Consider the following 25,616-nt stretch of genomic DNA (forward strand, 5'->3'; position numbering starts at 1 on the left):
TTTATTTAGGTTTTACTGCAAGTATAACCTTAAACTTATTTCTATTCGCAATGTCCATAACCTTAACCACATTCTCAACAGGCACAGATTTTTCCGCTCTTAAAACTATTGTTGGTTTATCTTTTGAAGACAGTGCAGCTAATAACTCATTTTCTAAAACACTCTCACCAACGCGTTTTTGATCAATATAATAAGTCAAATCTTTTTTAATACTGACAGCAACAGATTTCTTATTCTCAGTTTTTCCACTAGCTTTTGGCAATAAAATATCTATAGCATTTGTAGTAACCAAGGTTGAAGCAATCATAAAAAATATAAGTAATAAGAAAACAATATCTGTCATTGACGACATATTGAATTCTGGAGTAACTTTATTTCTACCTCTAAAATTCATATTAAGTAGGCTCGTTTAGGTGATCTAAAAACTCTAAAGAATTAGCTTCCATTTGATACACCACTTTATCGGTTTTAACAACCAAATGATTATAGGCCATATAAGCAACAATTCCAACAATTAAACCAGCAACTGTAGTAGTCATTGCCGTATATAAACCACTCGCTAACACATCCATCTGGATTGTTCCTCCTGCATTTGCTAATTCGAAAATAGCCAAAATCATTCCTATTACAGTTCCCAAAAACCCAATCATTGGTGCTGCCCCAGAAATTGTAGCAAGAATACTCACGTTTTTTTCAAGACCGTAAATCTCCAATCGCCCAGCATTTTCTATAGCTGTATTAATATCTGCCAAAGGTTTTCCAATTCTAGAAATCCCTTTACCTATTAATCTGGATACTGGTGAATTGACCTGAGCACATAACATTTGAGCCGAATCAATTTTACCATTACTAACATGGTCTTTTATTTGATTCATAAAATTAGCATCAACATTCGATGCTGCTTTAATGGCAAATATGCGTTCAAAATAAATATAAATAGCCCCTACGAGAAGTAAAAACAAAACAGCAATGATGACTTGACCTGCAAGCCCTCCACTACTAATTAATTCTATAATTGAAAGTGTTTTTTCAACTGATTCTTCATCAGTAATAACCTCCGCTCCGTCTTGAGCGTCTTGTATTAATGTACTTAGCATATAATATTAAATGTATTGAATTGTATAACGTGCCTTTTACATTTAAAGTATAGTTATTTATATTCAACATCTATACTTTTTATGAATTTCAAAAATATATACTTTTAAATCAGACCTCTTATTACCATAAAGGCTGCTGAACCAACTAAGAAACCAATTAAAGCAAGCCAAGATATTTTTTTAAGATACCAGAAAAAATCAATTTTCTCCATCCCCATAGCAACAACGCCTGCAGCAGAACCAATAATTAACATACTACCTCCTGTTCCTGCCGAAAATGCTATAAAATGCCATAACTGGTCATCTAGAGCTGCACTAAACATACCAAGACTTGCAGCAACTAATGGTACATTATCAATCACCGCAGATCCAACTCCTAGCAATAACACTACTAAGTCTGATACTTTGGCACCAACTACTTCCGTTCCTATCATCGGAACACCTTCTTTTAACGATAAGGCAAATCCGTATAAAGTACCTAAAGACTCTAAAGCAGCTACAGCCATTAAAATTCCTAAGAAGAATAATATACTAGGCAACTCAATTTTAGATAACGAATGATGAACAGGGCTATGATGTGCATGCGCATCACTTTCCGCAGAATCATGGTCTGTCATACTGAATTTTGAACTACTATAAATCTCTGCAAATGTTGCCACAACACCTAAAGACAGCATCATACCTACATATGGAGGCAAGTGCGTAACAACTTTAAAAATTGGAACAAACACTATAGCTCCTAACCCCAAATACAACATAGTTGCACTAAATTTACTCTTTGGCTTATCCTCAACAACTTCAACATCCAAATCCCCTTTAAACACAGGCAAAAATGTAGCTATAAATGTTGGTACGACCATACACAAAAGTGAAGGTAAAAACAAAAAACCAAATAACTTTCCAGTTGAAACTTTATTACCAATCCAAAGCATTGTTGTTGTTACATCTCCAATAGGAGACCAAGCTCCGCCCGCATTTGCCGCAATAATTATTAAACCAGCATACCAGATACGAATGTTTCTATCTTTCACTATTTTTTGCAATATAGAAATCAGAACAATAGTAGCCGTTAAATTATCAATTATAGCTGATAAAATAAATGCAAGAACACCAAAAATCCATAATATCTTGCTCTTCTTTTTAGTCCTTATAAAACCTTTGATAGTAGAAAAACCATCAAAATAATCAATAATCTCAACAATAGTCATGGCTCCTAACAAAAACACCAATATTTCGGAAGTTTTACCTAAATGGTGCAATAAAGTTTCCTCCATTAAATGCATCTTATCCTCATGACCGAGCAACCCAAAACCATCTATCAATGCATGTTCTCCAGAATCAAACCAATGAGGAAAACTCTCCAAACCTAATGCTATTAAGGCCCAACAAATAGCCATCATGACTAATGCGGGAATTAACTTATCAATTTTTATACTGTGCTCCAACGTAATAGCTAAGTAACCTATTACAAATACCAAAATAATTGCTGCTTCCATAAATTAAGTGTTAAAAAAAAGTTGTTAAATAATTAATTGTTAATGTAATCTAAATTGGTACTTGTTTGTTTTGGTTTTTTCTGGCACTAAATTAACTGTTTTAGCGCAATTTCAAATGCCGAAGCACTTATTTCTGTCTTTGATTGATCAATTTTATATATTTTCTCAATTGCTTTCTGTATTGTTTTTGAAATATCATTAAAAATAGCTTCATCTGTCATTTGCACTTTGCGCTCCATAAAATACGCAAAAACTCGAGCCATTCCACAATTTGATATAAAATCGGGTATTAAGCTCACTTTATAATCTGTGTGCTCCATAATTGGCCCGAAGAAAATCTCTTTATCCGCAAAAGGCACATTAGCACCGCAGGATACAACTTCTAATCCGCTATCTATCATTTCATTAATTTGATGTATAGTTATTAACCTAGATGCCGCGCATGGAGCAAAAACCTCAGTTTTTAAAGCCCATATGGCTTTGTTTATTTCCTCAAACGGAATTAAATCCTGTGCCACTAAAGTATTACCTTTTTTGGCCAAAAACAACTGTTGGATCTCTTCAAAAGAAAAACCCGATTCATTAATTAAACCACCAGCAATATCAATAATTCCAACAATTTTCGCTCCCATTTGAGCTAAATAGAATGCCGCAGCGGCGCCAACATTCCCAAAACCCTGAACAACGGTTCGCTTACCTTTTACAGATCCGCCATAAATATTATAATACTGTTTTACAGCTTCAGCGACTCCATAACCGGTAATCATATCTGCAATGGTGTATTTTCTAGAAACATCGGGTGAATAACGCGGATTTTCAATAACCTTTATAACACCTTGACGCAGTTGACCAATCCTATTTATTTTATCGGCCTCAGTAGGTTTAAAATGACCGTTAAAAACACCTTCCTGAGGATGCCACACACCACTTTGCTCTGTAATAGGAATAACTTCGTGTGTTTCGTCAACATTCATATCGCCTCCCGTACCATAATAACTCTTTAAAAGCGGTGAAACAGCGGCATACCATCGTTGCAATACTCCCTTTTTTCTAGGATCTTTAGGATCAAAATTAATTCCCGACTTGGCACCTCCGATAGCAGGACCTGAAACCGTAAATTTAATTTCCATGGTTTTAGCCAACGACAATACCTCGTTCATATCAAGCCCTTTCCGCATTCTTGTACCTCCACCAGATGCCCCTCCACGTAGGGAATTAATAACCACCCAACCTTCAGCCTCTGTTTCAGAGTCTTTCCAATTAAAAATAATTTCAGGTGCTTTATTTTCGTACTTTTTTAATAATTCTTTCATTTCTATATCTAAATTGATTCATAAAATAGCCTATCTGTGTTCTGTATATCTAAACCAAACGTAGCTAAAGCTGAGTCATAAGAAAAATGTTAAATTATTGTTGTAACAAATATAAAAAACTAAAAAACCAATGAGAATAAAAAACTATTTTATGGTAAAAACACCCTTCCAGAGCTATGATTTTCAGTAGCTCCTGTCACACTTTTAAGACAATTCACCTCTTCTCGAAGTTTTAAAACTCCCAAAAAGCCAAAAATTAGAGCCTCTTTAAACTCAATAATATCTTTTGATGGAATTATTACCATACTATCGGTATACTCTCTTACCCGATCTATCAAAAAGGAATTGTAGGCACCACCTCCTGTAATCAAAATAGATGACGAGACATTCGAATTTATTTGATTAGCTAATTGCATAGCAACATGTTCTACAAAAGTCCGGAGTACATCTTTAACATCTAATTCGAATGACTCAATTAACGGAAACACATTAACATTTACCCATTCTAAACCTAATGATTTAGGATGAGGCTCTTTATAGAATGAAAGCTTATTCAACGCCTCCAATAATTCATCATTTAAATGGCCCTTTGAAGCATTTACTCCTTCCGCATCATAGTCTAACCCAAGTTTTTTAGCATAATAATTTAACACAATATTCATTGGGCAAATATCATAAGCAACCCGCACCCCATCAATGTCCATAGAGATATTAGCAAACCCACCCAGATTAATGCAATAGTCATACTCCGAAAACAAAAGCTTATCCCCAATAGGCACTAACGGCGCACCTTGCCCATTAAATTCAACATCTTGAACTCTAAAATCGCACACCACCTTTTCATCTAGAAAACTGGCTAACTCAGATCTATTACCTATTTGGTACGTCAATCTTCTTTCTGGTTGATGAAGTGCAGTGTGGCCATGAGAACAAACCGCATCAATACCATCAATTTTATGCTTTTTTAAAAAGGTGTTTATAGCATCACCAAGATAAGCGGTGTAATCCATATCTATATTTCGTAACTCTTCCATGGAATCACTAACCAAACCTTCCAGTTTCAGCTTCCAAGAGTCAACATAATCCATCGTTTCAGCATTAAGTATTTCGAAACGCCAGTCTCCATTAAAATAAAACTTGGCCTGAACCAAATCTATTCCGTCTAGTGATGTACCTGACATCACTCCAACAACATGATATTCTTTTTTATCCATAGGGACGTAAAAATAATAATCTGAATTAAATAATTCGCACTAAAATCTTATATTTGTAAATATTTTTTATCAAAACAATAAAATAATTACGAATTATGAATTTTAGCCTCACTGAAGAACATATTATGATTCGAGATGCCGCTCGTGATTTTGCGAAAACAGAATTATTGCCGGGAGTTATAGAGCGAGACGATAAACAAGAATTTCCCAACGAACTTGTAAAAAAAATGGGCGATTTAGGTTTTTTAGGTATCATGGTAGACCCTAAATACGGTGGAAGTGGTATGGACGCTATTTCATATGTTCTTATAATGGAAGAGCTTTCAAAAATTGACGCTTCTGCATCAGTCATTGTTTCGGTAAATAACTCATTAGTTTGCTATGGTTTGGAAACTTATGGCACTGAAGAACAAAAGGAAAAATACCTGACCAAATTAGCAACAGGAGAGTTTGTTGGTGCTTTTTGTTTGAGCGAACCCGAAGCAGGCAGCGATGCTACCTCCCAGAAAACAACAGCAATAGACAAAGGAAGCCACTATATCCTAAATGGCACTAAAAATTGGATTACAAATGGAGGAAGAGCTGATGTATATATTGTAATTGCACAAACTGATAGAGATAAAGGATCGCATGGAATTAATGCGTTTATAGTTGAAAAAGACACTAAAGGTTTTCATATTGGCCCTAAAGAAGACAAACTTGGTATTAGAGGAAGTGACACACACACTTTACAATTTAATGACGTAAAAGTTCCTAAAAAAAATAGAATTGGGGTTAACGGATCTGGATTTCGATTTGCCATGAAAACCCTTTCGGGTGGACGTATTGGTATTGCCGCTCAGGCCTTAGGCATTGCATCTGGTGCTTATGAGTTAGCGCGTAAATACTCGAAAGAACGTAAAGCTTTTGGTACTGAGATTTGCAATCATCAAGCTATTGCTTTTAAACTTGCAGATATGGCTACTGATATTGAGGCCGCCAGACATTTGGTTATGAAAGCAGCCTGGGAAAAAGACCAAGGAAAAAATTATGATTATTCTAGCGCTATGGCAAAACTGTATGCTTCAAAAGTGGCCATGGAACACACCGTAGAGGCTGTTCAAATTCACGGTGGCAATGGTTTTGTAAAAGAATACCATGTAGAACGCTTAATGCGAGATGCTAAAATCACACAGATTTACGAAGGCACCTCAGAAATTCAAAAGATAGTTATCTCAAGAAGCTTACTAAGAGATTAGATTTTAACCCTTTGAACTAATTTACCAACAGTTAAGCCTTGTACTAAAATAGAGAATACAACAACTACATAAGTAATCACTAAAAATAAATCGCGATGCATAGCTTCGGTTAAACCGAGCGCCAGTGCTATAGATATACCACCACGCAATCCACCCCATGTCATGATCAAATTGGTTCTTGGCACGAAATCTAATTTTTTCTTAAAAAAGTTAATAGGTAGCAGCAACGAGGCATATCTGCAAATAAGCACTGCTGGTATTGCTAATAACCCAGCTAATAGATATTTACCCTCAAAGGATAATACTAGAATTTCCATTCCTATCAAAACAAAAAGAATATTGTTCAGTAAAATATCTATCAACTCCCAAAATTTATCCACATAACTCTCTGTTATTTTTGACATAGCACTACCTCTAATCGTATCATTACCAATTATTAAACCAGCAGTAACCATAGCCAACGGTGCCGATAAATGATAATGGTGTGCAATTACAGTCCCTCCCATTACAGCTGCTAAAGTAATTATCACCTCGATATCATAATCATCTATTGAGCGCATGAGTCTATAAGTTATCCAACCTAAAACTCCACCTAAAATAATACCTCCTAAAACTTCTTGACCAAATAATTTAACAACATCAAAAGCTTCAATATCACCATTACCTAAGGAGGCTATCTGAAAAATAGTTAAAAACACAACTACTCCTACACCATCATTAAATAGTGACTCTCCAACAATTTTTGCCTCTAAATTTTTAGGCACACCAGCCTTTTTCAAAATTCCTAAAACCGCAATAGGATCGGTAGGCGAAATTAACGCTCCAAACAACAAGCAATGCACAAAACTTACATCTAAACCAACAAACTTTAGCACATAAAACATTAATATTCCCACAAGAAAAGTAGATACCAATACCCCAAAAGTAGAGAACACTAAAACTGGCCAACGTTGTACTTTTAATTGCTGAAAATTAGTATGCAATGCCCCCGCAAAAAGCAAAAAGCTCAACATAACATCCAACAGAACTTCTTTAAAATCAATATGTCTGATAATATAACGCTCAGCATCTAAAAGTGTAGAATCCACAAAACTAAGTGCGAAAACACCAAAGGTGAAAACAATAGTAATTAGCATTAATCCAATACTATTTGGCAATTTCAAAAAGCGTACATTCAGGTATCCAAAACAAGCCGAAAGAAATATTATCACTGTAATTATCACAAAATAGTCATCCATAGCGTTTTCTTTTTACAAAAAAATAAAACTATAAAATCTTTATGAATAAATTGTGTTAAGTCTCAGGATTTATATCGACTTAAGTTTTTACATTTATATCTTTAGACAAAATTAATTTTATGCAAAAGACATATTACGACCCTGCCGACTTAAAGAAGTTTGGAAAAATAAGTGAATGGAATCAAGAATTAGGAGATAAATTCTTCGAATACTACGGAAAAGTTTTTGAAGATGGTGCTCTAACAGCAAGAGAAAAAGCACTTATAGCTTTAGCGGTATCACACACAGAACAATGCCCGTATTGCATTGATGCCTACACCAAAGACACCCTACAACGGGGTGTTACTAAAGAAGAAATGATGGAAGCCATACATGTAGGTGCAGCCATAAAAAGTGGCGCAACCTTGGTCCATGGTGTTCAAATGATGAACAAAGTCAATAAATTAGATGGTTAATATTTAAGCGTTACCGCAAGGCTTGTACCCTATATTACGCGTCCAGACTCGTACTTCGCCATGGGCTTTTTATTGCAATCCCTAACGCACATAACGAAACTATTTTAACCAAATTGACTGATAACGAACAACACATAATTAATGGCAACAAAGTCACTACATAAACGCGAAAGCGACTTAGCTAATAGTAATAGACAATTAGAAATTCTATCTAATGGTATTTTTCAGAATGGCGAATTGCCAACCTTTAAAAACAAAATTGCCGAGACCAATCAGTTTCCTTTAAAAGCTAAAAAATTAGAAATCCTTCAAATTAATGTAGGATACATGTGTAATCAAGTTTGCGAACATTGCCACGTTGATGCAGGGCCTGATCGAAAAGAAATCATGACCAGAGACACCATGCAACAATGCTTGGAAGTTATTAAAAATACAGGTGCAAATACTTTAGACTTAACAGGAGGCGCTCCTGAAATGAATCCAAATTTCAGATGGTTTGTTGAAGAAGCTGCTAAAGCAGGTATTAAAGATTTTATAGTTCGTTCTAACTTAACCATAATAAGAGCTAACAAAAATTATTATGATTTACCTGAGTTTTTCAAAAAACACAATGTTCATGTTGTAAGTTCTATGCCTCATTGGACTCGCGGGAAAACGGACAAACAAAGAGGCGACGGTGTTTTCGATAAATCCATAAGAGCATTACAAGATTTGAATGCTATTGGCTATGGCATGCCCGAAAGTGGCTTAAAGTTAGACCTAGTATATAACCCCTCGGGGGCCTTTTTACCAGGAGACCAAATGGCTATGGAGAAAGATTTTAAAAAGGCTTTAAAAGAAGATTTTGACATTCAGTTTCATAATTTATTTGCTATTACTAATCTACCCATTTCAAGGTTTCTAGATTATTTAATAGCCTCTGAAAATTATGAAGATTATATGTACAGCCTCGTTGAGGCTTATAATCCTGCAGCGGTTGAAAACGTCATGTGTACCAATACATTATCTGTAAGTTGGGATGGCTACCTATACGATTGTGATTTCAATCAAATGCTTGGATTACCGGTAAACAGTAAGGATAAACACATTTCAACATTTAACGAAGAGTTACTTGAAGGACGGGATATTGTTATTTCTCAACATTGTTATGGTTGCACTGCTGGTGCTGGAAGTAGTTGTCAAGGTAGCGTTGCATAAAAATCTATTATGAAAAATATTGTTGCTTCCACTTTTTTCATGTTTTCAACATTTGGATATGCTCAAAAAAAACTATCCAAATTACTCAAGCAAGAAAATACTGAAAGTATACCCTATATAATTGTTGATTCTTTAGCAAACAAGGAATCAACATACGTTTTATTAGACTCTAGAGAAAAACAAGAATATGAAACCAGTCATATCAAAGATGCTATATTCGTAGGGTATGATTTCTTTAATTTAGATAGTATCACAAAACAATTACCAGACAGAAATACCGATATTATAGTTTACTGCTCATTAGGTATTCGATCTGAGGATATTGCTGAACAATTAAAAAAAGTAGGATATGTAAATGTTATGAATTTATACGGTGGTATTTTTGAATGGAAAAACAACGATTTACCAGTTTACAATATGTCTGAAAAAGAAACAGATAGCATCCATACTTTTTCAAAAGCATGGAGTAAGTGGTTAAAAAAAGGCGTAAAAGTATATGAATAAAGAATTAGTTATTGTTTTTGTAAAAAACATAAAACTAGGTAAGGTTAAAACCAGACTTGCCAAAACCATAGGTAACCAAGGTGCTTTTGAGGTGTACAGCGAATTGGTTAAAGTTACCGAAAATGCCACTAAAAATCTCACAGCAGACTTGCGTATTTATTTTTCTGATGCGGTTGTAGAGACCAAATGGCAAAACACACTTAAAACAGTTCAACAGGGTGCTAATTTAGGAGAACGTATGCTTAATGCTTTTAAAAGTGGATTTAATGATGGTTATGAACGTATCGTTTTAATTGGTTCTGATTTACCCGATATTACAGAAAAACACATTAATGAAGGCTTAGAAAAGCTTAAGAAAACTAGTATAGTTTTTGGACCTGCTGAAGATGGCGGCTATTACTTAGTTGGATTGAGCAAGTCACAGTTTTTTATTTTTGAGAACAAGCCTTGGAGTCAACCTCATTTGCTACAAGAAACAATTACCGAATTAGATAACAAGAATATAAAATTTGATACTCTTACTACTTTAAATGATATCGATACTTGGAAAGATTTAGTTACTTCTACTTTTTACAAACAGAATACAATACTACAAGAAAAGATTAACTCGCTTAGCAATTAATTGAGACCTCTTGAAATTAATTTAAAAATTGTACGACAAAGCTAACATATAAGTTTATTTCTCTATTTATTATACTTTAAACATAAAACAATGAAAAAAACAATACTTTCCTTATTACTTTTTACTATTTACAATTTTGGCGCAGCACAATGTACAACGAACGCCTCAAATTTTGGAAATAATACGGTAGAGGCTTACGAAATATCAGGTGATGTCTCTGTAACATTAAACTCAAATAATACGATTACACTCGACTTAGGCTCTAATTTTGAAACAGGAGGTGGACCAGATATTAGAGCTTATTTAGTAAACTCCGACGGCTTATCGGATAATGATCTAAAAAGCACCAAAATAGCGGATTTAGAGCATATAGAATTTGGGCTAGTAGGTTGTTCGGGATGCAACCCCGTTATTCCTGAGGATGGTGCTAAATCATTTACAGTACCTATTCCAAATGGCGCTAACATTGAGAACTATAACAGAGTATTCTTTTATTGTTTACAATTTGATGCTTTCTGGGATTTTGGAAATTTCACTCCCTACTCTTCTTCAAATTGTAATATCTTAAGTGTTGAAGACTTAAAACTAAGTGCGATTACAATATATCCTAATCCCGCGAAAAACTTTATTAATCTTAAAGGTTTCCCTAACAATGAGGTTAAAATAGAGATAGCGGATATTCTCGGGAAAATAGCATTTTCATATACGGGTTTATCAAATCAAGAAATAAATATATCTCATCTTAAATCTGGTATTTATATTCTATCTGTGTTTACTGAAACAGGAAGAACTTCTAAAAAGCTTGTGATTGAATAGATATAATTAATTTCAAACGTATATTTTTGATTGAATTAACACTTTCAAAAAACACAGAATTAAATATTACATGATTAAATATATTGAAGAAACAGTAAATTACCTAGTAGACAAAGGTTTTGATAGTCCTGAAATTGGAATTATCCTCGGCACTGGATTAGGGCAACTGATTAATGAAGTAAACATTATTAAAGAAGTTAGTTATAACCATATTCCAAATTTCCCAACGGCAACTGTTGAATTTCATAAAGGGAAGCTCATTTATGGAGAATTAGAAGGTAAAAAAGTAATTGTTATGCAAGGACGCTTTCATCTGTATGAAGGTTACACACTTCAGGATGTTACTTACCCGGTTCGAGTAATGGAAAAACTAGGAATAGAAACGTTATTAGTATCCAATGCTGCTGGAGCTATAAACCTTAACTTTAAAAAAGGTGAGCTCATGCTTATTGATGATCACATTAACCTTCAAGGTGGTTCTCCTCTAGCATTTAAGGGTGTGGAGCTTTTAGGAGAGCGTTTTACAGATATGAGTGCGCCTTATGATGCCAAACTTAATTCTAAATTTGAAACTATAGCGCAAGCAAATCAAATCAAACTTCATAAAGGTGTATATGCTAGTGTTGTTGGTCCGCAATTAGAGACCAAAGCAGAATACCGCATGTTAAAAATTATTGGCGCTGATGCAGTTGGCATGAGTACGGTGCCTGAAATAATTGTTGCAAATCATTTAAATTTAAAAGTAGCTGCCGTATCCGTTTTAACCGATGAATGTGACCCAGATAACCTAGAGTCGATTAATATAGAAGACATTATTGAAAATGCTGTAAAAGCAGAACCCCATATGATTGTACTTTTTAAAGAACTATTTAAAACAATATAATAAGATAAGTGTAATAATAGTTACACTTAAATGTTGATAACCTATATATTTTTACATCAACGAACAAATTAAAAACCTATTTATGAGTTATTTAGAAACCACCCACGATGTATATAAAGAAGCAGCATTAACACCAGATGTTGGCCTATGCTGTACAACAAATCCTATTTGGGAATTGCCTGGGTTGAAAATCCCGAAAATCATGCAGGAAATGAACTATGGTTGTGGATCTACTGTGCATGCACGCGATTTAACCAATAACCCCAAAATGCTTTATGTTGGTGTGGGAGGAGGTATGGAATTACTGCAGTTCGCTTATTTCAACAGACAAAAAGGAGGTACTGTTGGTGTTGATGTCGTTGATGAAATGCTGGAAGCATCACGTAAAAACTTCATGGAGGCTGAAGCTCAAAACTCTTGGTTTAAAAGCGATTTTATAGACCTCAAAAAGGGGGACGCTATGAATTTACCCGTTGAAGATAACAGCATAGATGTAGCAGCCCAGAATTGTTTATTTAATATTTTTAAAGCAGATGATTTAAAACGTGCTATTAACGAAATGTATAGAGTTTTAAAACCTCATGGTCGTTTAGTTATGAGTGATCCTACATGTGAACAACCTATGAATGATACATTAAGAAATGATGAACGCTTACGTGCATTATGCTTGAGCGGTAGTTTACCAGTAGCGGAGTATGTTAAGGCTTTAACTGATGCTGGTTTTGGAACTATTGAAATCAGAGCCAGAAAACCTTATAGAATTTTAGATCCGAAAAACTACCCTACAGATGAATTAATCTACATTGAATCTATTGAAGTAGCAGCCATAAAAGATCCCATGCCAGAAGATGGCCCATGTGTTTTTACCGGTAAGGCAGCTATTTATTTTGGTGGAGAGGATTATTTCGATGATAAAAAAGGGCATGTCTTACTAAAAAACCAACCCTTAGCCATCTGCGACAAAACAGCTGGGGCTTTATCTAGTTTAAATAGAGAAGATATATTTATTAGTGAATCTACTTATCATTATGATGGTGGAGGTTGCTGTTAGGCAAAAAATCACCATGCAATTATTATCACTTGAGGGGAAATAATTTATGGAGAAGTACATAAACATCATAAAAAACTCCTATTCTGGATATTGGAACTATCTCAAAAATGAGATTTTTTTCCAAAACTATTGGGACAATTATTTTTATGGATTAATTGTTATTTCACTTCTGGTATGGGGGCTTGAATTTTTGTTTCCTTGGAGAAAAAATCAATCTCTTTTTAGAAAAAATTTCTGGTTGGATACGTTTTACATGTTTTTCAATTTCTTCTTGCTAAACCTCATCATACTAGTAGCTCTCTCAAATAGCGCATCGCAATTTTTGGACGATGGGTTATCACTTATAAATCTTTCTATTTCAGACTTTCAGATACTTGACGTAAATCAACTTCCAAAATGGCTAGGCTTATCCATATTTTTCCTGGTTTCAGATTTTGTACAATGGAATACTCATAGGCTATTGCACAGAATACCTTGGCTATGGAACTTTCATAAAGTTCATCATTCGGTCAAAGAAATGGGGTTCGCAGCTCACCTGCGCTATCACTGGATGGAACCCGTTGTCTATAAATCTTTGCTTTACATACCTATTGCCATAATTGGCGGTTATACTTCTAAAGACATTGCAATAGTATACTTTTTCACTATTATTATTGGGCATATAAACCACGCCAATTTGGGATGGAATTATGGTGTTTTTAAGTATATACTCAACAATCCTAAAATGCATATATGGCATCATGCTAAAACCTTGCCAGAACACGTTAGTTTTGGCGTAAATTATGGACTAACACTTAGCGTATGGGATTACATTTTTAAAACAAATTACATTCCATATAGTGGAAAAGATATTGAATTAGGGTTTAAGGGTGATGAATCTTTTCCTGAAACTTTTATTGATCAGGAATTATACCCATGGAAGAAAAATTGAATTTTTAATGAAACACCTACAATTTCTCATTATTATTGTTTTAATCACAGCTTGTTCTGGATCTAAAAGTGTTGTGAATAAAAACCCTAACTCACATTCTCGTAAAACAACAGAACCTGTTGCCCCATTAACAAACAAACCTATAGCACTTAAAAACACCCAGAACACACCAAAATCTGAGACAACAGATGTGTTAGTTAAGAAATCTGAAACTACTCCTAATAGCACTCCCGAAGCACTCAATCATGATTTATGGAATGAACTATTAAAGAAACACGTTACAAATGAGGGAAATGTGAGCTACGTTGGATTTATGGAAGACAGAAAAATGCTATCTAATTACATTTCCTATTTAGGTGAAAACCTCCCGGATCACACTTGGGATGTAAATAAGACATTTGCTTACTGGATAAACACTTATAATGCTATGACCATAGATTTAATTTTGCGTCATTATCCAATCCAAAGTATAAAAGACATAAAAAAACCTTGGGACCAACGCTATTGGAAACTGGGTAAGAAATGGTATAATTTAAACGAAATTGAACACGATATTTTAAGGAAAATGAATGAACCCCGAATTCATTTTGCCATAGTTTGTGCCTCATACTCTTGTCCTAAATTACAAAACGAAGCTTTTACAAGTTTAAATTTAAATCAACAACTTACCAAAGCAACTCAAGAATTTTTGAGTGACTCTTCTAAAAACAATATTTCAGAAAACAGTTTAGAACTATCAAAAATATTTCAATGGTTTGCAAAAGATTTTAAGCAAAATGGCAGTTTAATTGATTTCTTAAATCAATATTCAGAGGTAAATATTTCGGTGAATGCGAAAAAACACTTTAATGAATACGACTGGAGTTTAAACCATTAAATACATGAGGCATACCATTTCCATAATCATTCCTGTATTAAATGAAGAAGCACATATTGGCAGATTACTTGAGCACTTGTTAGCTAATTCATTGTCAAAAAATGTTTCGGAAATTATTGTGGTAGATGGCGGTAGTAGAGACCAAACCTTAAGCATTATCGATTCGTTTTCCAGTGTTCATAATTCAAGTTCAAAAAGGGCATTTCATTTTATTGATTCTCGAGTTAAAAATAAAGAAACGACGAGCTCTAAAAACTTAAAAACAAACATCATTTCCCTTAATTCTAAAAAAGGGAGGGCCAAACAAATGAACTGGGGAGCCAAACATGCTAAAGGTGATATTTTGTATTTTTTACATGCTGACTCTTTCCCCCCCAAACGTTTTGACCAACTTATTATTAATGAAATAGAAAGAGGTAATGAAGCAGGATGTTTCAGAATGCAATTTAATAGTAATCATTGGTGGTTAAAACTAGCGAGTTGGTTCACACAATTTAATTGGAGACCTTGCAGAGGGGGTGACCAAAGCCAGTTTATTAGCAAAACATTATTTGAAACTATTAGTGGTTTTGATGAAAACTATTTCATTTATGAAGACAACATTTTGATTAACCATTTATACGCAAGAAAACAATACGTTGTTATTAATAAAAAAATAAAGACTTCGGCCAGAATGTATGAAAAACATGGCATTTGGAGAGTCCAATTCTTTTATTGGTGTATCTACATAAAAAAATGGCTCGGTGCCGATGCCAATAAACTTCATTGCTATTACAACAAATATATAAATGTTAAAAAATAATAAAATACACTAAAGGAAAACTTAAATGTTACAAAAACGTCCATGAATCGTTTACTTTTATATAAACCTATTTCATGAGACACATTTATTTTACTTGCTTATTCATTTCTATTTCCATTTTTATAAATGCCCAAGAATCAATTAATGCTAAATTATTAGATTCTATTTCTAAAACACCTATTCCCTTTGCAACTATATCCCTAAACGATAATTCTGGAGTTATTAGTAATTCTAATGGCGACTTCTCAATCTACTTAAGTAAAAAAGCATCAAATACCGATTCTTTAAAGATCAGATGTTTGGGCTATGAAACCAAACAACTTTCAATCCATAAATTTAAGGATAGCATTATTCTTTTAAACCAAAAAAATATAGAACTTGAAGAGGTATTAGTCTCTAACAAAAATTACTCAATCGAAGAAATTATTGAAAAAATTAATGAAAATTTAAAGAGCAATTACGACCAAAATTATATTAAAAGCAAACTGTTTTACCGTGCATCTTATTTTACTAATATTACAAAGAGTGAGGTAGATATTAAAAAAACTACGATTCCAGAATTCAACCAACAATTTGTTGATAGTATACTGGCTGCAATGCCAAAAAACTCGGATGATTATACTGAAATACTAGCAGATATCTACGGAAAATCGGGAGAGGAACATGCCCAAAAACTTGACATAATTAAAGCTTCGCATCTATATGATAAGAGTAAAGAAGTCTCTTTTGAATCTTATGAGGAAAAGTTTAATACTATTGTTAAAAAACATGTAAAACGAGACTCATACTTCAAGATTAAGTCAGGGTTATTTGGCACCAAAGAAGAAATGGACTCGACTTATTACGACAATATTGGTAAGGACGAAAAAGCGCAACATACAGATGCTATAATTGAAGAGCAAAAGAAGCGTGAAAAAGAACGAAAAGAGAATTTCTTAAAGTACAGAAAATCGTCAATTTCAAATCTTCAACGGAATAGTTTTATTTTTGAAGACAGCGATTTTAATTTCCTAACAAAATCAAATCGGTATGACTTTAAACTTGAAGATTACTCCTTTTTAAATGATAATTTTGTTTATAAAATTAGCTTTAAACCAAAGCGTAAAGAGGATTTTAAAGGAACTATTTATGTAAATACGGATGATTTTGCGATTGTTAGATTGGATTATGAAAATGTAAAACCTTTAAAGAATTTTAATCTATTAGGTCTTTCTTACAGGCATTTCTTAAAAAGAGGGACACTTATTTACAGTAAAAACGACACTGACAAATATGTTTTAAAATATGCCGATAAAGAAGATGGTACTAAATTTGGCATTAAACGTCCCTTAAAAATTATTGAAAAAAACAAACACACTAAAGGACGTAGAAAACAAAACGAATTATCTTCAGACATCCATTTTGTATTATCAAATACCGAAAAAAGTGAATTAGTCGTATTTGAAAACGAACCAATCTCCGAATCTAATTACGATGCTTTTACAGAAGAGCCCAAAGTAAAACCCATTTATTTACCGTCTTATGATCCAAGTTTCTGGGAGGGATATAATGTTATTGAGCCCAATCAAGCTATTAAAGATTTTAAAAGTATTGAATAATTCTCTTAATCTTTATTACGCCCTTTCTCGTTTGGGTATAAAGTTGGTAAACTATCACTTTGAAAAACAGCTTTTGTATTAATATCCACCGCAGATAACTTGCCCTTAAAGGCAGCCCCGGTATCAATATTCCAAACGTTTATCGCATTCATTGGCAAATCATGCCCAAAATTGGTAGTGGGTGTATGCCCTATAAAAACTTCTTTGTAATGCATAAGTCGTTTTGGATAAATCAATGAATCCTTAGAAATACCTTTATCCATAGTTAAAGCCATTTCCCAAAGGGTCCTATCAAAGTACAAGGTTTTTTCATAAACCTCTTTCTTCACCCCATGCATAGAGGTAAAACCTGCATGCAGAAATAGTCTATTCTCATCATCTAAATGATATAATACCATGTTTTCAAAAAATGTTAAGTGTTTCTCCTTATCTTCTTCTGAAAAACCTTGATAACTCTCAATAGTTTCTTTTCCACCATGCATATACCATGTCATATCAACATGTTCAGACCGTAACCAATCTTCACACCAAACATCATGATTCCCCTTTATAAAAACACAACTTATTTTTTCTGAAAGTTCAATTAAAAACTGAATAACTTGAGCAGAATCAGACCATCCATCAACATAATCTCCAACAAATAAAAGCTTGTCTTCCTCGGTAATTTCAATTTTATTCAACACCTGTAATAAGGCTTTCAATCCACCATGAATATCTCCAATAGCAATAACTCTCATAATCCAATAATTTTAGGCAAAACTAATGGTTTATAATTAAAATATAGGTTTGAAAAGTTAAGTTAAGATTAAAAATATTGACCGATTCCAAAAACAAATCCTTGGCTAGCATCTTTAGAAATACCATATCCATAATCAATTCTAAAAATAGCATTATATATCTTTTTATGAATAAATCGAACCCCCACTCCCGGATATACTTTTATATTATCACTATCTGTAAAATTTGAAAGTGGTCCTCCTGGATTTCGCCATGATCCCGCATCTATAAAAGCATTGCCCTGTAAAACAAACCAATCCTTTTCAATAAGTGTTTGTCGATACTCGGTATTAAGCACTATAGAACCTGTACCTCTATCAATGACATTGCCGACACCGCGAATATTTACATTATTATCTACTGAAAAAGGTGCAAACGGGGTTTTATCATTGGAAGCTAACCCAAAACGTAATCTGTTCGCCCAATTTCCTCTCTGACCAACGCGTTTGAAGAGAAAAAAATCATTCCAACCTACAAAAAAGTCGGGTAGAACATCATCCATTGACGTTACGTATTGGAAGTTAAATTGGCTTTTAAAACCCGAAACATACTGATAATAATAGTCTAGTCTATTAAATTCATAAATAGCTTTAACTAACCATTTATGAACTTTTAATGCTTGTGGTACGCTGGGGTTGGTAGCACCAAATTGGTATTCATACTGTTCGGTGAAGTAGTTCAAACCTAACTCTATTCTGTTATCAAAATCAAATTCATACAGGCCTAAAACCTCAAACGAATCATTATTATATTTATAATTTGATGATGTATTATCGAAGAAAACTGGCTCAAGCGTTGTAAGGTCCTGACGATTAACTGCAAGACCCAATTTATTAGAAAACAGATATGGTGCCCTAAAGTTTATCGCATAAGAACTATAGATATCCTTTTGATAAAAACCACCAAAAATAATATTTCTCCCAAGTGCATTGAACTCATAAAGACCCAACCTATAAGCGAATTCATCATTGTTGGTAGTGTACACGTTAAGAGATGGAATAAGCGTAAAGTTTTCTTCAATATGATAAAACACATTATACCTGTTATCAACTGAAGGGAATACTTGATAATAAGCATGAGATACAGATGGCAAACGTTTTAGTCTTAAAATATCTTGTTCAATCTCAACATAATCCAAAACACTTCCTGCTCTAACCGAAGATATTTTTTTTACAAATGATGTCTTTATTCTCTTATTGCCTTGAACCTTTAAATCATCGACCAACATATCTTGGCCAAACAAATTGCAAATAGAAAGCAAAATAACTAAAGCAAAAATATTTTTTTTCATTGCACTTCAAAAGGTTTTTGAACAACCCAATTTACCCAATTATCAGAACTTACATCCATTAAAGTAAAATTATATTCTTCCTTTGGAAATAAATCTGGAGGAGTTTGCGTAGTTACGTTTAAAACCAAATTATCCGTTTTATAATATTGAAATTGGTTTTCATAAGTATAAGTTCCTGAAAGCAAACTATTGTTCCTATCTGAAACTACTTGAAAATATATTGCATTATCACCAACAGGGTTATCTTCCCAATTAAAAATTGGCATCCCAAAAGACGTTTTATCTATAGTAACTGCATTATTCCAAACTGTTGGTTTTGTTACTTGTTTTGATCTAATAGGGTTAGAAATTTTCACTTCATTATCTAACTCAAACGTAACAATAATCCATTTTTCATTTTCATCAATTAGTTCATATTTTCCTAAATATCCATTAAAAAAAGGTTCGTTCTGGATAAAAACTTGATTATAATTTGAATACTCATCTGAATCTATGTTACTCGTTGCAGTTTGATATAAGCGAATGTTACTAGCTCCTGCTTCAGGATAATAAAATGTCAGAATGTTACCTGTAGAATAATCACTCGCGGCACAAGCTATTACGGCCCCCTTCTCTATGACTCGTCCTTGAATATATGTATTAAGAGTTTGTTCAATCTCCTCGTAATTATCATTGTTACAAGACATTATAAACACACAAATAGCAAATATTATAACACTTTTCACCTCAATTTATATTGTTCCCTAATTAAATTCTCAACGGGCTTATTTTGTGGCGTAAACCTGGAATCCTCTTTTCCTCCAGCATTTTCATGATCATGAAACCATTTCCATACAAAACCTCCTGCGAACCAATCCTCCTGCCAGCAGCTATTAAATAACGCAAGAGTTGCATTAGTTTGCGCTTCAAGGTTCACCTGAGTCATACTTCTATCACTCCTCCAAGGTGCTTTACCAGAATAATCAACACTTCGATACCCAAATTCAGTAAATAAAATAGGCTTTTTATAATGTTCTGATAAAGAAACCATTTCTTTATGATAAGGTCTCCAACTTTCTAAACACTCCTTGAGCGTTGGTGTTTTACTTTCGCTAACAGGAAAATAGGCATCTATCCCTATATAATCTAAACTAGCTATGAAAGGCGTGCGCTTATACTCATCCCAATTTGCTGCATATGTTAGCTTTCCATTATAAATCTTTTTAATTTGCACTATTAAACTTTGCCAAAATTCAGGTCTGTTACTAATAAACTTTTCTAATTCGGTACCAATGCAAAAAATGGCGACATCCATTTCTTGAGCTAACTCAGCATATGTCAATATAAATTTTGAATATGACGACTCAAGAACTTTCCAATCTTTCTCATTTTTCATCTCAATAAACCCTGTAAACTCACCATGCCACACCCAGATTTGAGGTTTTAACATAACTCTTATATCATGCTTTTGTAACTCTTTAATATACTGTCTTGCTCCAGCCTTTGTTTCCCCAAACCATTGTCTTTCTGTGTTAAAAACAATATTTGGATTAGACAAGTCTTTAATAAAACCAAAAGGCATTACAGCCGCATAATTAGCATTCAAATCAACAACGGGTTTTATATGATTTGAACTGACAGACTCTCTAGAAGCTACAAAACTTACCCCATTGATTTTAAGGGTTTGCGCCGCACAGGATTGAAAACACGCTAATACTAAAATTAAAAGTTTGATCCTCATACCATTTTATCAAACCCTAATTTAACTATTTATCATTAAAATAAAGCACGTAAACCTAAACTAAAAGTTTCCCCTAGGCCTTGGAAATTATTACCTCTTACAAATTTTCCATAAGATGCTTCTATGTTTAGAACCTTTGTAATTTGGTATTTTCCTCCAAATCCAAGCTGTGTGTAATTTTGTTCAAAATTATTTCCTAAATCAATTAAAAATGCTTGCTGACCGTTGACAAATATGGTTGATTTTGATGATGGGAAGTAACTTAAGAATGCACTCAATGGCAAAAACAAGCTGTTGTTTGCAAACCGTTCAGTAACATTTGAGGTATTAAAATCTGCATCAACACTTTTTTCTCCAAAATTAAACCCGAAATCTGCTTCTGTAAAAATCTGCCATTTTCCTCCTCCAAAGGTATTATCATAGAAAAATTTTGTTTCCCAAAATGTGCTTCTTTTATCTAAATAAGCAGGGTCATTATTTTCTCCAACAAAACCTTCATCCTTAAACACTGGAAAATAAATTGATGATGTAAATGAAAACGTAGGAATGCTTTTAAAAGGTTGTACTCTTATAGAAGGTGCTAGCGTAGTTAAACCACTTCTAGAATTCACTAAATCATTTTCAAATTTGAAAACGTCTAATGTTTTTGCACCGTTAAAGGTATTGGAACGCACTTGAAAAATAAATCCAATATTTATTCTTGAGTTTTTGCTTATCCCCGTATAGATCTCTGTAGTATTGGTGAAGAATGTTTCTCTAGGTATAGAAACTGAACTCCCCCCATCATCTGTACGTTTTGTTTGGGTATAAACACTATTAAAAAACTTAATATCCCATTGCCCTTTTTGCAATAATTTAGAAGGTGTATAAGTTTGAATATTGCTCTTTTGAGTCTCTGGTTCCTCTTGTGAATACACATTTATTGACAAGACTGAAATAAATAAAACTATAATTAACTTATTCATTTTTATTTTTTTTTGATTTGTTGCTTTAATACTTATTGTTTATTCACTTTCCAATCATATGGAAAGTACTTTAATTTAAAATTGTTTGGGATTTTATCTGTTCTGTACGTATTAATAAAATCAATTTCACTTTTGCCATTCATGGTGAAATCTTCCTTATACCACTCCATGATTTGTGATGCCTCAATACGTTTTTTCTTTTCGTTAACTTTTAAAAAAGAACCGTTCAAAGCTATTTTAGTTTGTTTATCTAATTGATTATTCAAGGAGTTAGGTAAATAAGCCTGACTTATTAATGGCGGGCATCCTAAAGCACCACATACTAAAACAAAATGAAATCTAGCATCATTAAACTGACCCCTAAGGAGTTTATGCTCTATATCATTTAAAGTTATTTCCTTACCTGCCAAACTATATGTTGTTGCGTCAAAAAAACCAGAAACATCAAGAGGCGAACTAGTTGGATAATTATTTATAATACCTTTTATTACTGAAAGGTTGTAAGCGTTTATCCAAAAGGCTTGATAATTGTTTGCATCACCCTTCACTACAGATATTTCCTTTGCCTGCATTAAAAGATTATCTAGTTCAGATTGGTTTTTGTTAATATTAAGGTAGTCTACTTTACCCTCTACAACATGCTTTTTAAAAAAGACGTCTGCTTGATTAAAAAAAGTACTTAAATCTTGTGCTTGAAGCGTCACAATATTTAACAATAGAACGCATATAATAACTATTTTTTTCATCTGTTTTTCTTATAAGTTTGTAAATAAATATCATTTTTTCTGATAGCTAAGTCTTAGCAATTTCATCAAACTTTCAAAAAAAACAAACTTTTTTCACGTCTATCCATCAGGTTGTTCCTTACATAATTGAATCAAATTTAAACTTATTCTAAATTAAACCATTCAACTTAAGCTATCATTGAAGACTATTTTCATACGTTATAGCTTCAAATCATCTATGAAAAAATAAAAACGAAATAGTTATTAGCAAAAACTGATTATGCTATATGAGAACAAGCTTAAAGCGCATCTAAATTTGGCCACTACCTTTTAAGATACCCAAACTTATTAAGATTGGCTTTGGAAGATAAGCAATCAAAAAAAATAAGAAAATATTTGCTTACCCCTTAAAAACTAAGTCTTTTCATGCAAAACCTTAAACAATGTAACTTTGATTATAAAAATAAAGCTCGGAGACCGAAATTTAGCGAATAACCTAGACCTTGAGAATAAGCACCTTTAACTATATCCCTAAATAAAATTTCGAAGTTCATCACTTTTGAAATTTGATATTTAGCTCCTCCTCCAAGGGCAATAAAACGGTTTTCAGAACCACCAAAACGCCTCTGATATTGTATAAACCCAAGTAAAGAGATATCCGGTGCTGGAAAAAAACTAAGGTAAACAATTGGTTCTAAAACAAAGGTGTTATTAAAAAAACTATCATCATCACCAAAATTATACTCTGTCCTTAATTCCGAAAAAAATTGCCAATTCTCATTCGAAAAAGTATAGTCATATAAGAATCGGTTTTCAAACATAAATGCCGTTTGACTTAAAAAAATTCCATCTTCAACTTCATTATCAAGAAAGGGAAAACGCAAAGCAGATTGAATGGTAAAATTAGTTTTTCTAACAATCGGATTAAACCTTACAACAGGAGCGAAACTAGTGATACCAGCCCGAGATGTTGCTGATTGACTAAATTGTAAAACATCTAGAAAACCTCTACCTCCAATTGTACTTGATTGTACTTCTAAAATCAAACCAAAATTCCAATTATCGTTACGGGACATACCTGTAAAAGCACCTATACTTGATGTAAAATAGTTTTCTCTCGGGAAACTACTTGCCTCATCTGTATTATCTGTTTGTGTATACAAATTGTTATCCCATGTAACATCCCATTGCCCTTTACTCAATAATTTAGATGGAGTAAACGTCTGTATATTAATATCATAACCTCTTATTTGAGAAAAACTTATTTGAAAAAAAACTACAGTAACTACTATTAAAATTAAATTTCTCATAAAAACTCTCAATATTTTGCTCAAAGTTATTGTTTATTTCTTCACAATCATAAAAAAACGTTTTTCCTGTCTACCTATAGTGCCGTTCCTTACAAAGGATATTAAATTTAAACTTATTCTAAATTAAATCAGTTAATTTAAGTTATTACCTTTAGCTTCGACCCAATACCACATAACATCCAAAATATGCAAGAACACATCGTTATTATAGGAAATGGAATCTCGGGCGTAACTGCGGCCAGACACATACGTAAATTGTCGGATAAAAAAATCACGATAGTATCGGCAGAGACAGATTATTTCTTTTCTCGTACCGCTTTAATGTATATATATATGGGACATATGAAGTTTGAACATACACAACCTTATGAAAATTGGTTTTGGAAAAAAAATAGAATCGATTTAAAAAAAGGTTATGTAAATACTATTGACGTACAAAACAAAACACTTCATTTCTCAGCTGGAGACAGCCTTTCTTTTGATAAACTTATTATAGCCACAGGGAGCAAACCCAATAAATTTGGATGGCCTGGGCAAGATTTAGAAGGCGTTATGGGTATGTATCATAAACAGGATTTAGAAAATTTAGAAAAATATGCTCCTAATAAACAAGCATGTAAGCGAGCTGTTATTGTAGGTGGTGGTTTAATAGGCATTGAACTTGCAGAAATGCTTAACTCTCGAAATATCCCAGTCACCTTTTTAGTTAGAGAAGATAGTTTTTGGAATGGCGTTTTACCTGATGGTGAAAGTAGTATGATTAATAGACATATTAAAAACCACCATATTGATTTGCGCTTAGGTAATAACTTAAAAGAAATTGTATCAGACGAAAATGGAAAAGTCAAATCAATTATCATTGAGGAAACTGGAGAAGAAATACCTTGCGATGTGGTAGGGCTAACGGCAGGTGTTTCCCCTAATATTGATTTCATAAAAAACTCTGGTATTGAAACGGGCAGAGGTGTTAAAGTGAATCGATTTTTAGAAACCAACATCCCAGATATTTATGCTATAGGAGATTGTGCCGAACAACATGAAGCTATTGGACAACGTAGATCTATTGAGGCGGTTTGGTACACGGGAAGAATGATGGGAGAAACACTAGCCCAAACCATATGCGGAAACAGAATTGAATACAAACCAGGACATTGGTTTAACTCAGCCAAGTTCTTAGATATTGAATATCAAACTTACGGATGGGTTCACGGGAAGAAGAGTAAACCAGAGAATGAAGTTCATTTTCACTGGAAACATGAAGATGATACTAAATGTATTACTATAGCCTACCACAAAGATACTAATGAATTTTTAGGAATCAACACCTTTGGCATTAGAATGCGCCATGATATTTTCGATACGTGGCTTAACGAAAAAAGAGACATTGATTACGTAACTAATAATTTATCTATGGCCAATTTCGATCCTGAATTCTACAGTCATTATGAAGCCGACATCCTATCAGCTTACAACAAACAACTTCAAATTGTATAACA

The 25,616-nt window shown here is 33.3% G+C and carries 26 protein-coding genes; 13 read left to right on the top strand and 13 right to left on the bottom strand.

The annotated features are described in order from the left end of the window. Position 1 precedes the first annotated feature (1 nt). The 5 genes from Q0857_RS00565 to Q0857_RS00585 form a co-directional block, all read right to left on the bottom strand. Complete coding sequence (locus Q0857_RS00565) at positions 2 to 394, bottom strand: biopolymer transporter ExbD (protein WP_298530640.1); 393 nt, start codon at positions 392 to 394, stop codon at positions 2 to 4. 1 nt (position 395) lies between these two features. Further along, the gene (locus Q0857_RS00570; RefSeq protein ID WP_298530643.1) at positions 396 to 1,097 is read right to left on the bottom strand and encodes a MotA/TolQ/ExbB proton channel family protein; all 702 of its coding nucleotides are present in this window, start codon (positions 1,095 to 1,097) and stop codon (positions 396 to 398) included. Between the two features lie 104 nt (positions 1,098 to 1,201). Then, positions 1,202 to 2,593 carry a sodium:proton antiporter NhaD gene (gene nhaD, locus Q0857_RS00575; protein WP_298530646.1) on the bottom strand — a complete coding sequence of 464 codons (1,392 nt, stop codon included), beginning with the start codon at positions 2,591 to 2,593 and terminating at the stop codon, positions 1,202 to 1,204. Positions 2,594 to 2,679: 86 nt separating this feature from the next. Further along, the gene (locus Q0857_RS00580) at positions 2,680 to 3,906 is read right to left on the bottom strand and encodes a Glu/Leu/Phe/Val dehydrogenase dimerization domain-containing protein (RefSeq protein ID WP_298530648.1); all 1,227 of its coding nucleotides are present in this window, start codon (positions 3,904 to 3,906) and stop codon (positions 2,680 to 2,682) included. A 149-nt stretch (positions 3,907 to 4,055) separates the two neighbouring features. Continuing rightward, entirely contained in the window at positions 4,056 to 5,120 is a 1,065-nt protein-coding gene (locus tag Q0857_RS00585) for an anhydro-N-acetylmuramic acid kinase (protein ID WP_298530650.1), read from the bottom strand. Between the two features lie 95 nt (positions 5,121 to 5,215). Here Q0857_RS00585 and Q0857_RS00590 point away from each other — a divergent pair, with 95 nt between their 5' ends. Further along, complete coding sequence (locus tag Q0857_RS00590) at positions 5,216 to 6,358, top strand: acyl-CoA dehydrogenase (protein ID WP_298530651.1); 1,143 nt, start codon at positions 5,216 to 5,218, stop codon at positions 6,356 to 6,358. On the opposite strand, the gene Q0857_RS00595 is transcribed toward Q0857_RS00590, so the two are convergent. Continuing rightward, complete coding sequence (locus Q0857_RS00595) at positions 6,355 to 7,596, bottom strand: sodium:proton antiporter (RefSeq protein WP_298530653.1); 1,242 nt, start codon at positions 7,594 to 7,596, stop codon at positions 6,355 to 6,357. The genes Q0857_RS00590 and Q0857_RS00595 overlap by 4 nt on opposite strands. Before the next feature lie 119 nt (positions 7,597 to 7,715). Between Q0857_RS00595 and Q0857_RS00600 the strand changes: the two genes are divergently transcribed. The 11 genes from Q0857_RS00600 (at position 7,716) to Q0857_RS00650 (ending at position 17,332) form a co-directional block, all read left to right on the top strand. Continuing rightward, positions 7,716 to 8,051, top strand: coding sequence for an arsenosugar biosynthesis-associated peroxidase-like protein (locus tag Q0857_RS00600; RefSeq protein WP_298530656.1), 336 nt, complete (start codon positions 7,716 to 7,718; stop codon positions 8,049 to 8,051). A gap of 141 nt (positions 8,052 to 8,192) precedes the next feature. Then, the gene (gene arsS / locus Q0857_RS00605; RefSeq protein ID WP_298530659.1) at positions 8,193 to 9,248 is read left to right on the top strand and encodes an arsenosugar biosynthesis radical SAM (seleno)protein ArsS; all 1,056 of its coding nucleotides are present in this window, start codon (positions 8,193 to 8,195) and stop codon (positions 9,246 to 9,248) included. 9 nt (positions 9,249 to 9,257) lie between these two features. Beyond that, positions 9,258 to 9,752: a rhodanese-like domain-containing protein gene (locus Q0857_RS00610; protein ID WP_298530661.1), complete on the top strand. Its 495-nt coding sequence runs from the start codon at positions 9,258 to 9,260 to the stop codon at positions 9,750 to 9,752. Continuing rightward, a complete protein-coding gene (locus Q0857_RS00615) occupies positions 9,745 to 10,374 on the top strand; it encodes a TIGR04282 family arsenosugar biosynthesis glycosyltransferase (protein WP_298530665.1) in 630 nt (209 codons plus the stop codon). Before Q0857_RS00610 ends, Q0857_RS00615 begins: the two co-directional genes overlap by 8 nt. Before the next feature lie 90 nt (positions 10,375 to 10,464). Next, a complete protein-coding gene (locus Q0857_RS00620) occupies positions 10,465 to 11,190 on the top strand; it encodes a T9SS type A sorting domain-containing protein (RefSeq protein WP_298530668.1) in 726 nt (241 codons plus the stop codon). A 70-nt stretch (positions 11,191 to 11,260) separates the two neighbouring features. Beyond that, the gene (locus tag Q0857_RS00625; RefSeq protein WP_298530671.1) at positions 11,261 to 12,073 is read left to right on the top strand and encodes a purine-nucleoside phosphorylase; all 813 of its coding nucleotides are present in this window, start codon (positions 11,261 to 11,263) and stop codon (positions 12,071 to 12,073) included. A gap of 82 nt (positions 12,074 to 12,155) precedes the next feature. Beyond that, complete coding sequence (arsM, locus tag Q0857_RS00630) at positions 12,156 to 13,124, top strand: arsenosugar biosynthesis arsenite methyltransferase ArsM (RefSeq protein WP_298530673.1); 969 nt, start codon at positions 12,156 to 12,158, stop codon at positions 13,122 to 13,124. 46 nt (positions 13,125 to 13,170) lie between these two features. Continuing rightward, on the top strand, positions 13,171 to 14,055 hold the full coding sequence (locus Q0857_RS00635) for a sterol desaturase family protein (protein ID WP_298530675.1): 885 nt from the start codon (positions 13,171 to 13,173) through the stop codon (positions 14,053 to 14,055). 7 nt (positions 14,056 to 14,062) lie between these two features. Then, positions 14,063 to 14,932: a DUF547 domain-containing protein gene (locus Q0857_RS00640; RefSeq protein WP_298530677.1), complete on the top strand. Its 870-nt coding sequence runs from the start codon at positions 14,063 to 14,065 to the stop codon at positions 14,930 to 14,932. 4 nt (positions 14,933 to 14,936) lie between these two features. Then, positions 14,937 to 15,734, top strand: a complete 798-nt coding sequence (locus Q0857_RS00645; RefSeq protein ID WP_298530680.1) for a glycosyltransferase family 2 protein — start codon at positions 14,937 to 14,939, stop codon at positions 15,732 to 15,734. A 74-nt stretch (positions 15,735 to 15,808) separates the two neighbouring features. Then, a complete protein-coding gene (locus tag Q0857_RS00650) occupies positions 15,809 to 17,332 on the top strand; it encodes a carboxypeptidase-like regulatory domain-containing protein (RefSeq protein ID WP_298530683.1) in 1,524 nt (507 codons plus the stop codon). 5 nt (positions 17,333 to 17,337) lie between these two features. Here the strand turns inward: Q0857_RS00650 and Q0857_RS00655 are convergent, their stop codons facing one another. The 7 genes from Q0857_RS00655 to Q0857_RS00685 all read right to left on the bottom strand — a co-directional run bounded on the left by Q0857_RS00655 (position 17,338) and on the right by Q0857_RS00685 (position 24,120). Further along, a complete protein-coding gene (locus Q0857_RS00655; RefSeq protein ID WP_298530686.1) occupies positions 17,338 to 18,069 on the bottom strand; it encodes a metallophosphoesterase family protein in 732 nt (243 codons plus the stop codon). Positions 18,070 to 18,137: 68 nt separating this feature from the next. After that, positions 18,138 to 19,400, bottom strand: a complete 1,263-nt coding sequence (locus Q0857_RS00660) for an outer membrane protein assembly factor (protein WP_298530689.1) — start codon at positions 19,398 to 19,400, stop codon at positions 18,138 to 18,140. Beyond that, positions 19,397 to 20,125, bottom strand: coding sequence for a hypothetical protein (locus Q0857_RS00665; RefSeq protein WP_298530692.1), 729 nt, complete (start codon positions 20,123 to 20,125; stop codon positions 19,397 to 19,399). The genes Q0857_RS00660 and Q0857_RS00665 overlap by 4 nt, the downstream gene beginning before the upstream one ends. Next, entirely contained in the window at positions 20,122 to 21,120 is a 999-nt protein-coding gene (locus tag Q0857_RS00670; protein ID WP_298530695.1) for a glycoside hydrolase, read from the bottom strand. Before Q0857_RS00670 ends, Q0857_RS00665 begins: the two co-directional genes overlap by 4 nt. 35 nt (positions 21,121 to 21,155) lie before the next feature. Beyond that, the gene (locus tag Q0857_RS00675; RefSeq protein WP_367278039.1) at positions 21,156 to 22,085 is read right to left on the bottom strand and encodes a hypothetical protein; all 930 of its coding nucleotides are present in this window, start codon (positions 22,083 to 22,085) and stop codon (positions 21,156 to 21,158) included. 32 nt (positions 22,086 to 22,117) lie between these two features. After that, a complete protein-coding gene (locus tag Q0857_RS00680) occupies positions 22,118 to 22,831 on the bottom strand; it encodes a DUF547 domain-containing protein (protein WP_298530698.1) in 714 nt (237 codons plus the stop codon). Between the two features lie 434 nt (positions 22,832 to 23,265). After that, positions 23,266 to 24,120, bottom strand: coding sequence for a hypothetical protein (locus Q0857_RS00685; RefSeq protein ID WP_298530700.1), 855 nt, complete (start codon positions 24,118 to 24,120; stop codon positions 23,266 to 23,268). A 186-nt stretch (positions 24,121 to 24,306) separates the two neighbouring features. Here Q0857_RS00685 and Q0857_RS00690 point away from each other — a divergent pair, with 186 nt between their 5' ends. Continuing rightward, positions 24,307 to 25,614, top strand: a complete 1,308-nt coding sequence (locus tag Q0857_RS00690) for an FAD/NAD(P)-binding oxidoreductase (protein WP_298530702.1) — start codon at positions 24,307 to 24,309, stop codon at positions 25,612 to 25,614. Positions 25,615 to 25,616 lie beyond the last annotated feature (2 nt).

This window comes from uncultured Algibacter sp. (assembly GCF_947495925.1).
Taxonomy (GTDB): domain Bacteria; phylum Bacteroidota; class Bacteroidia; order Flavobacteriales; family Flavobacteriaceae; genus Algibacter_E.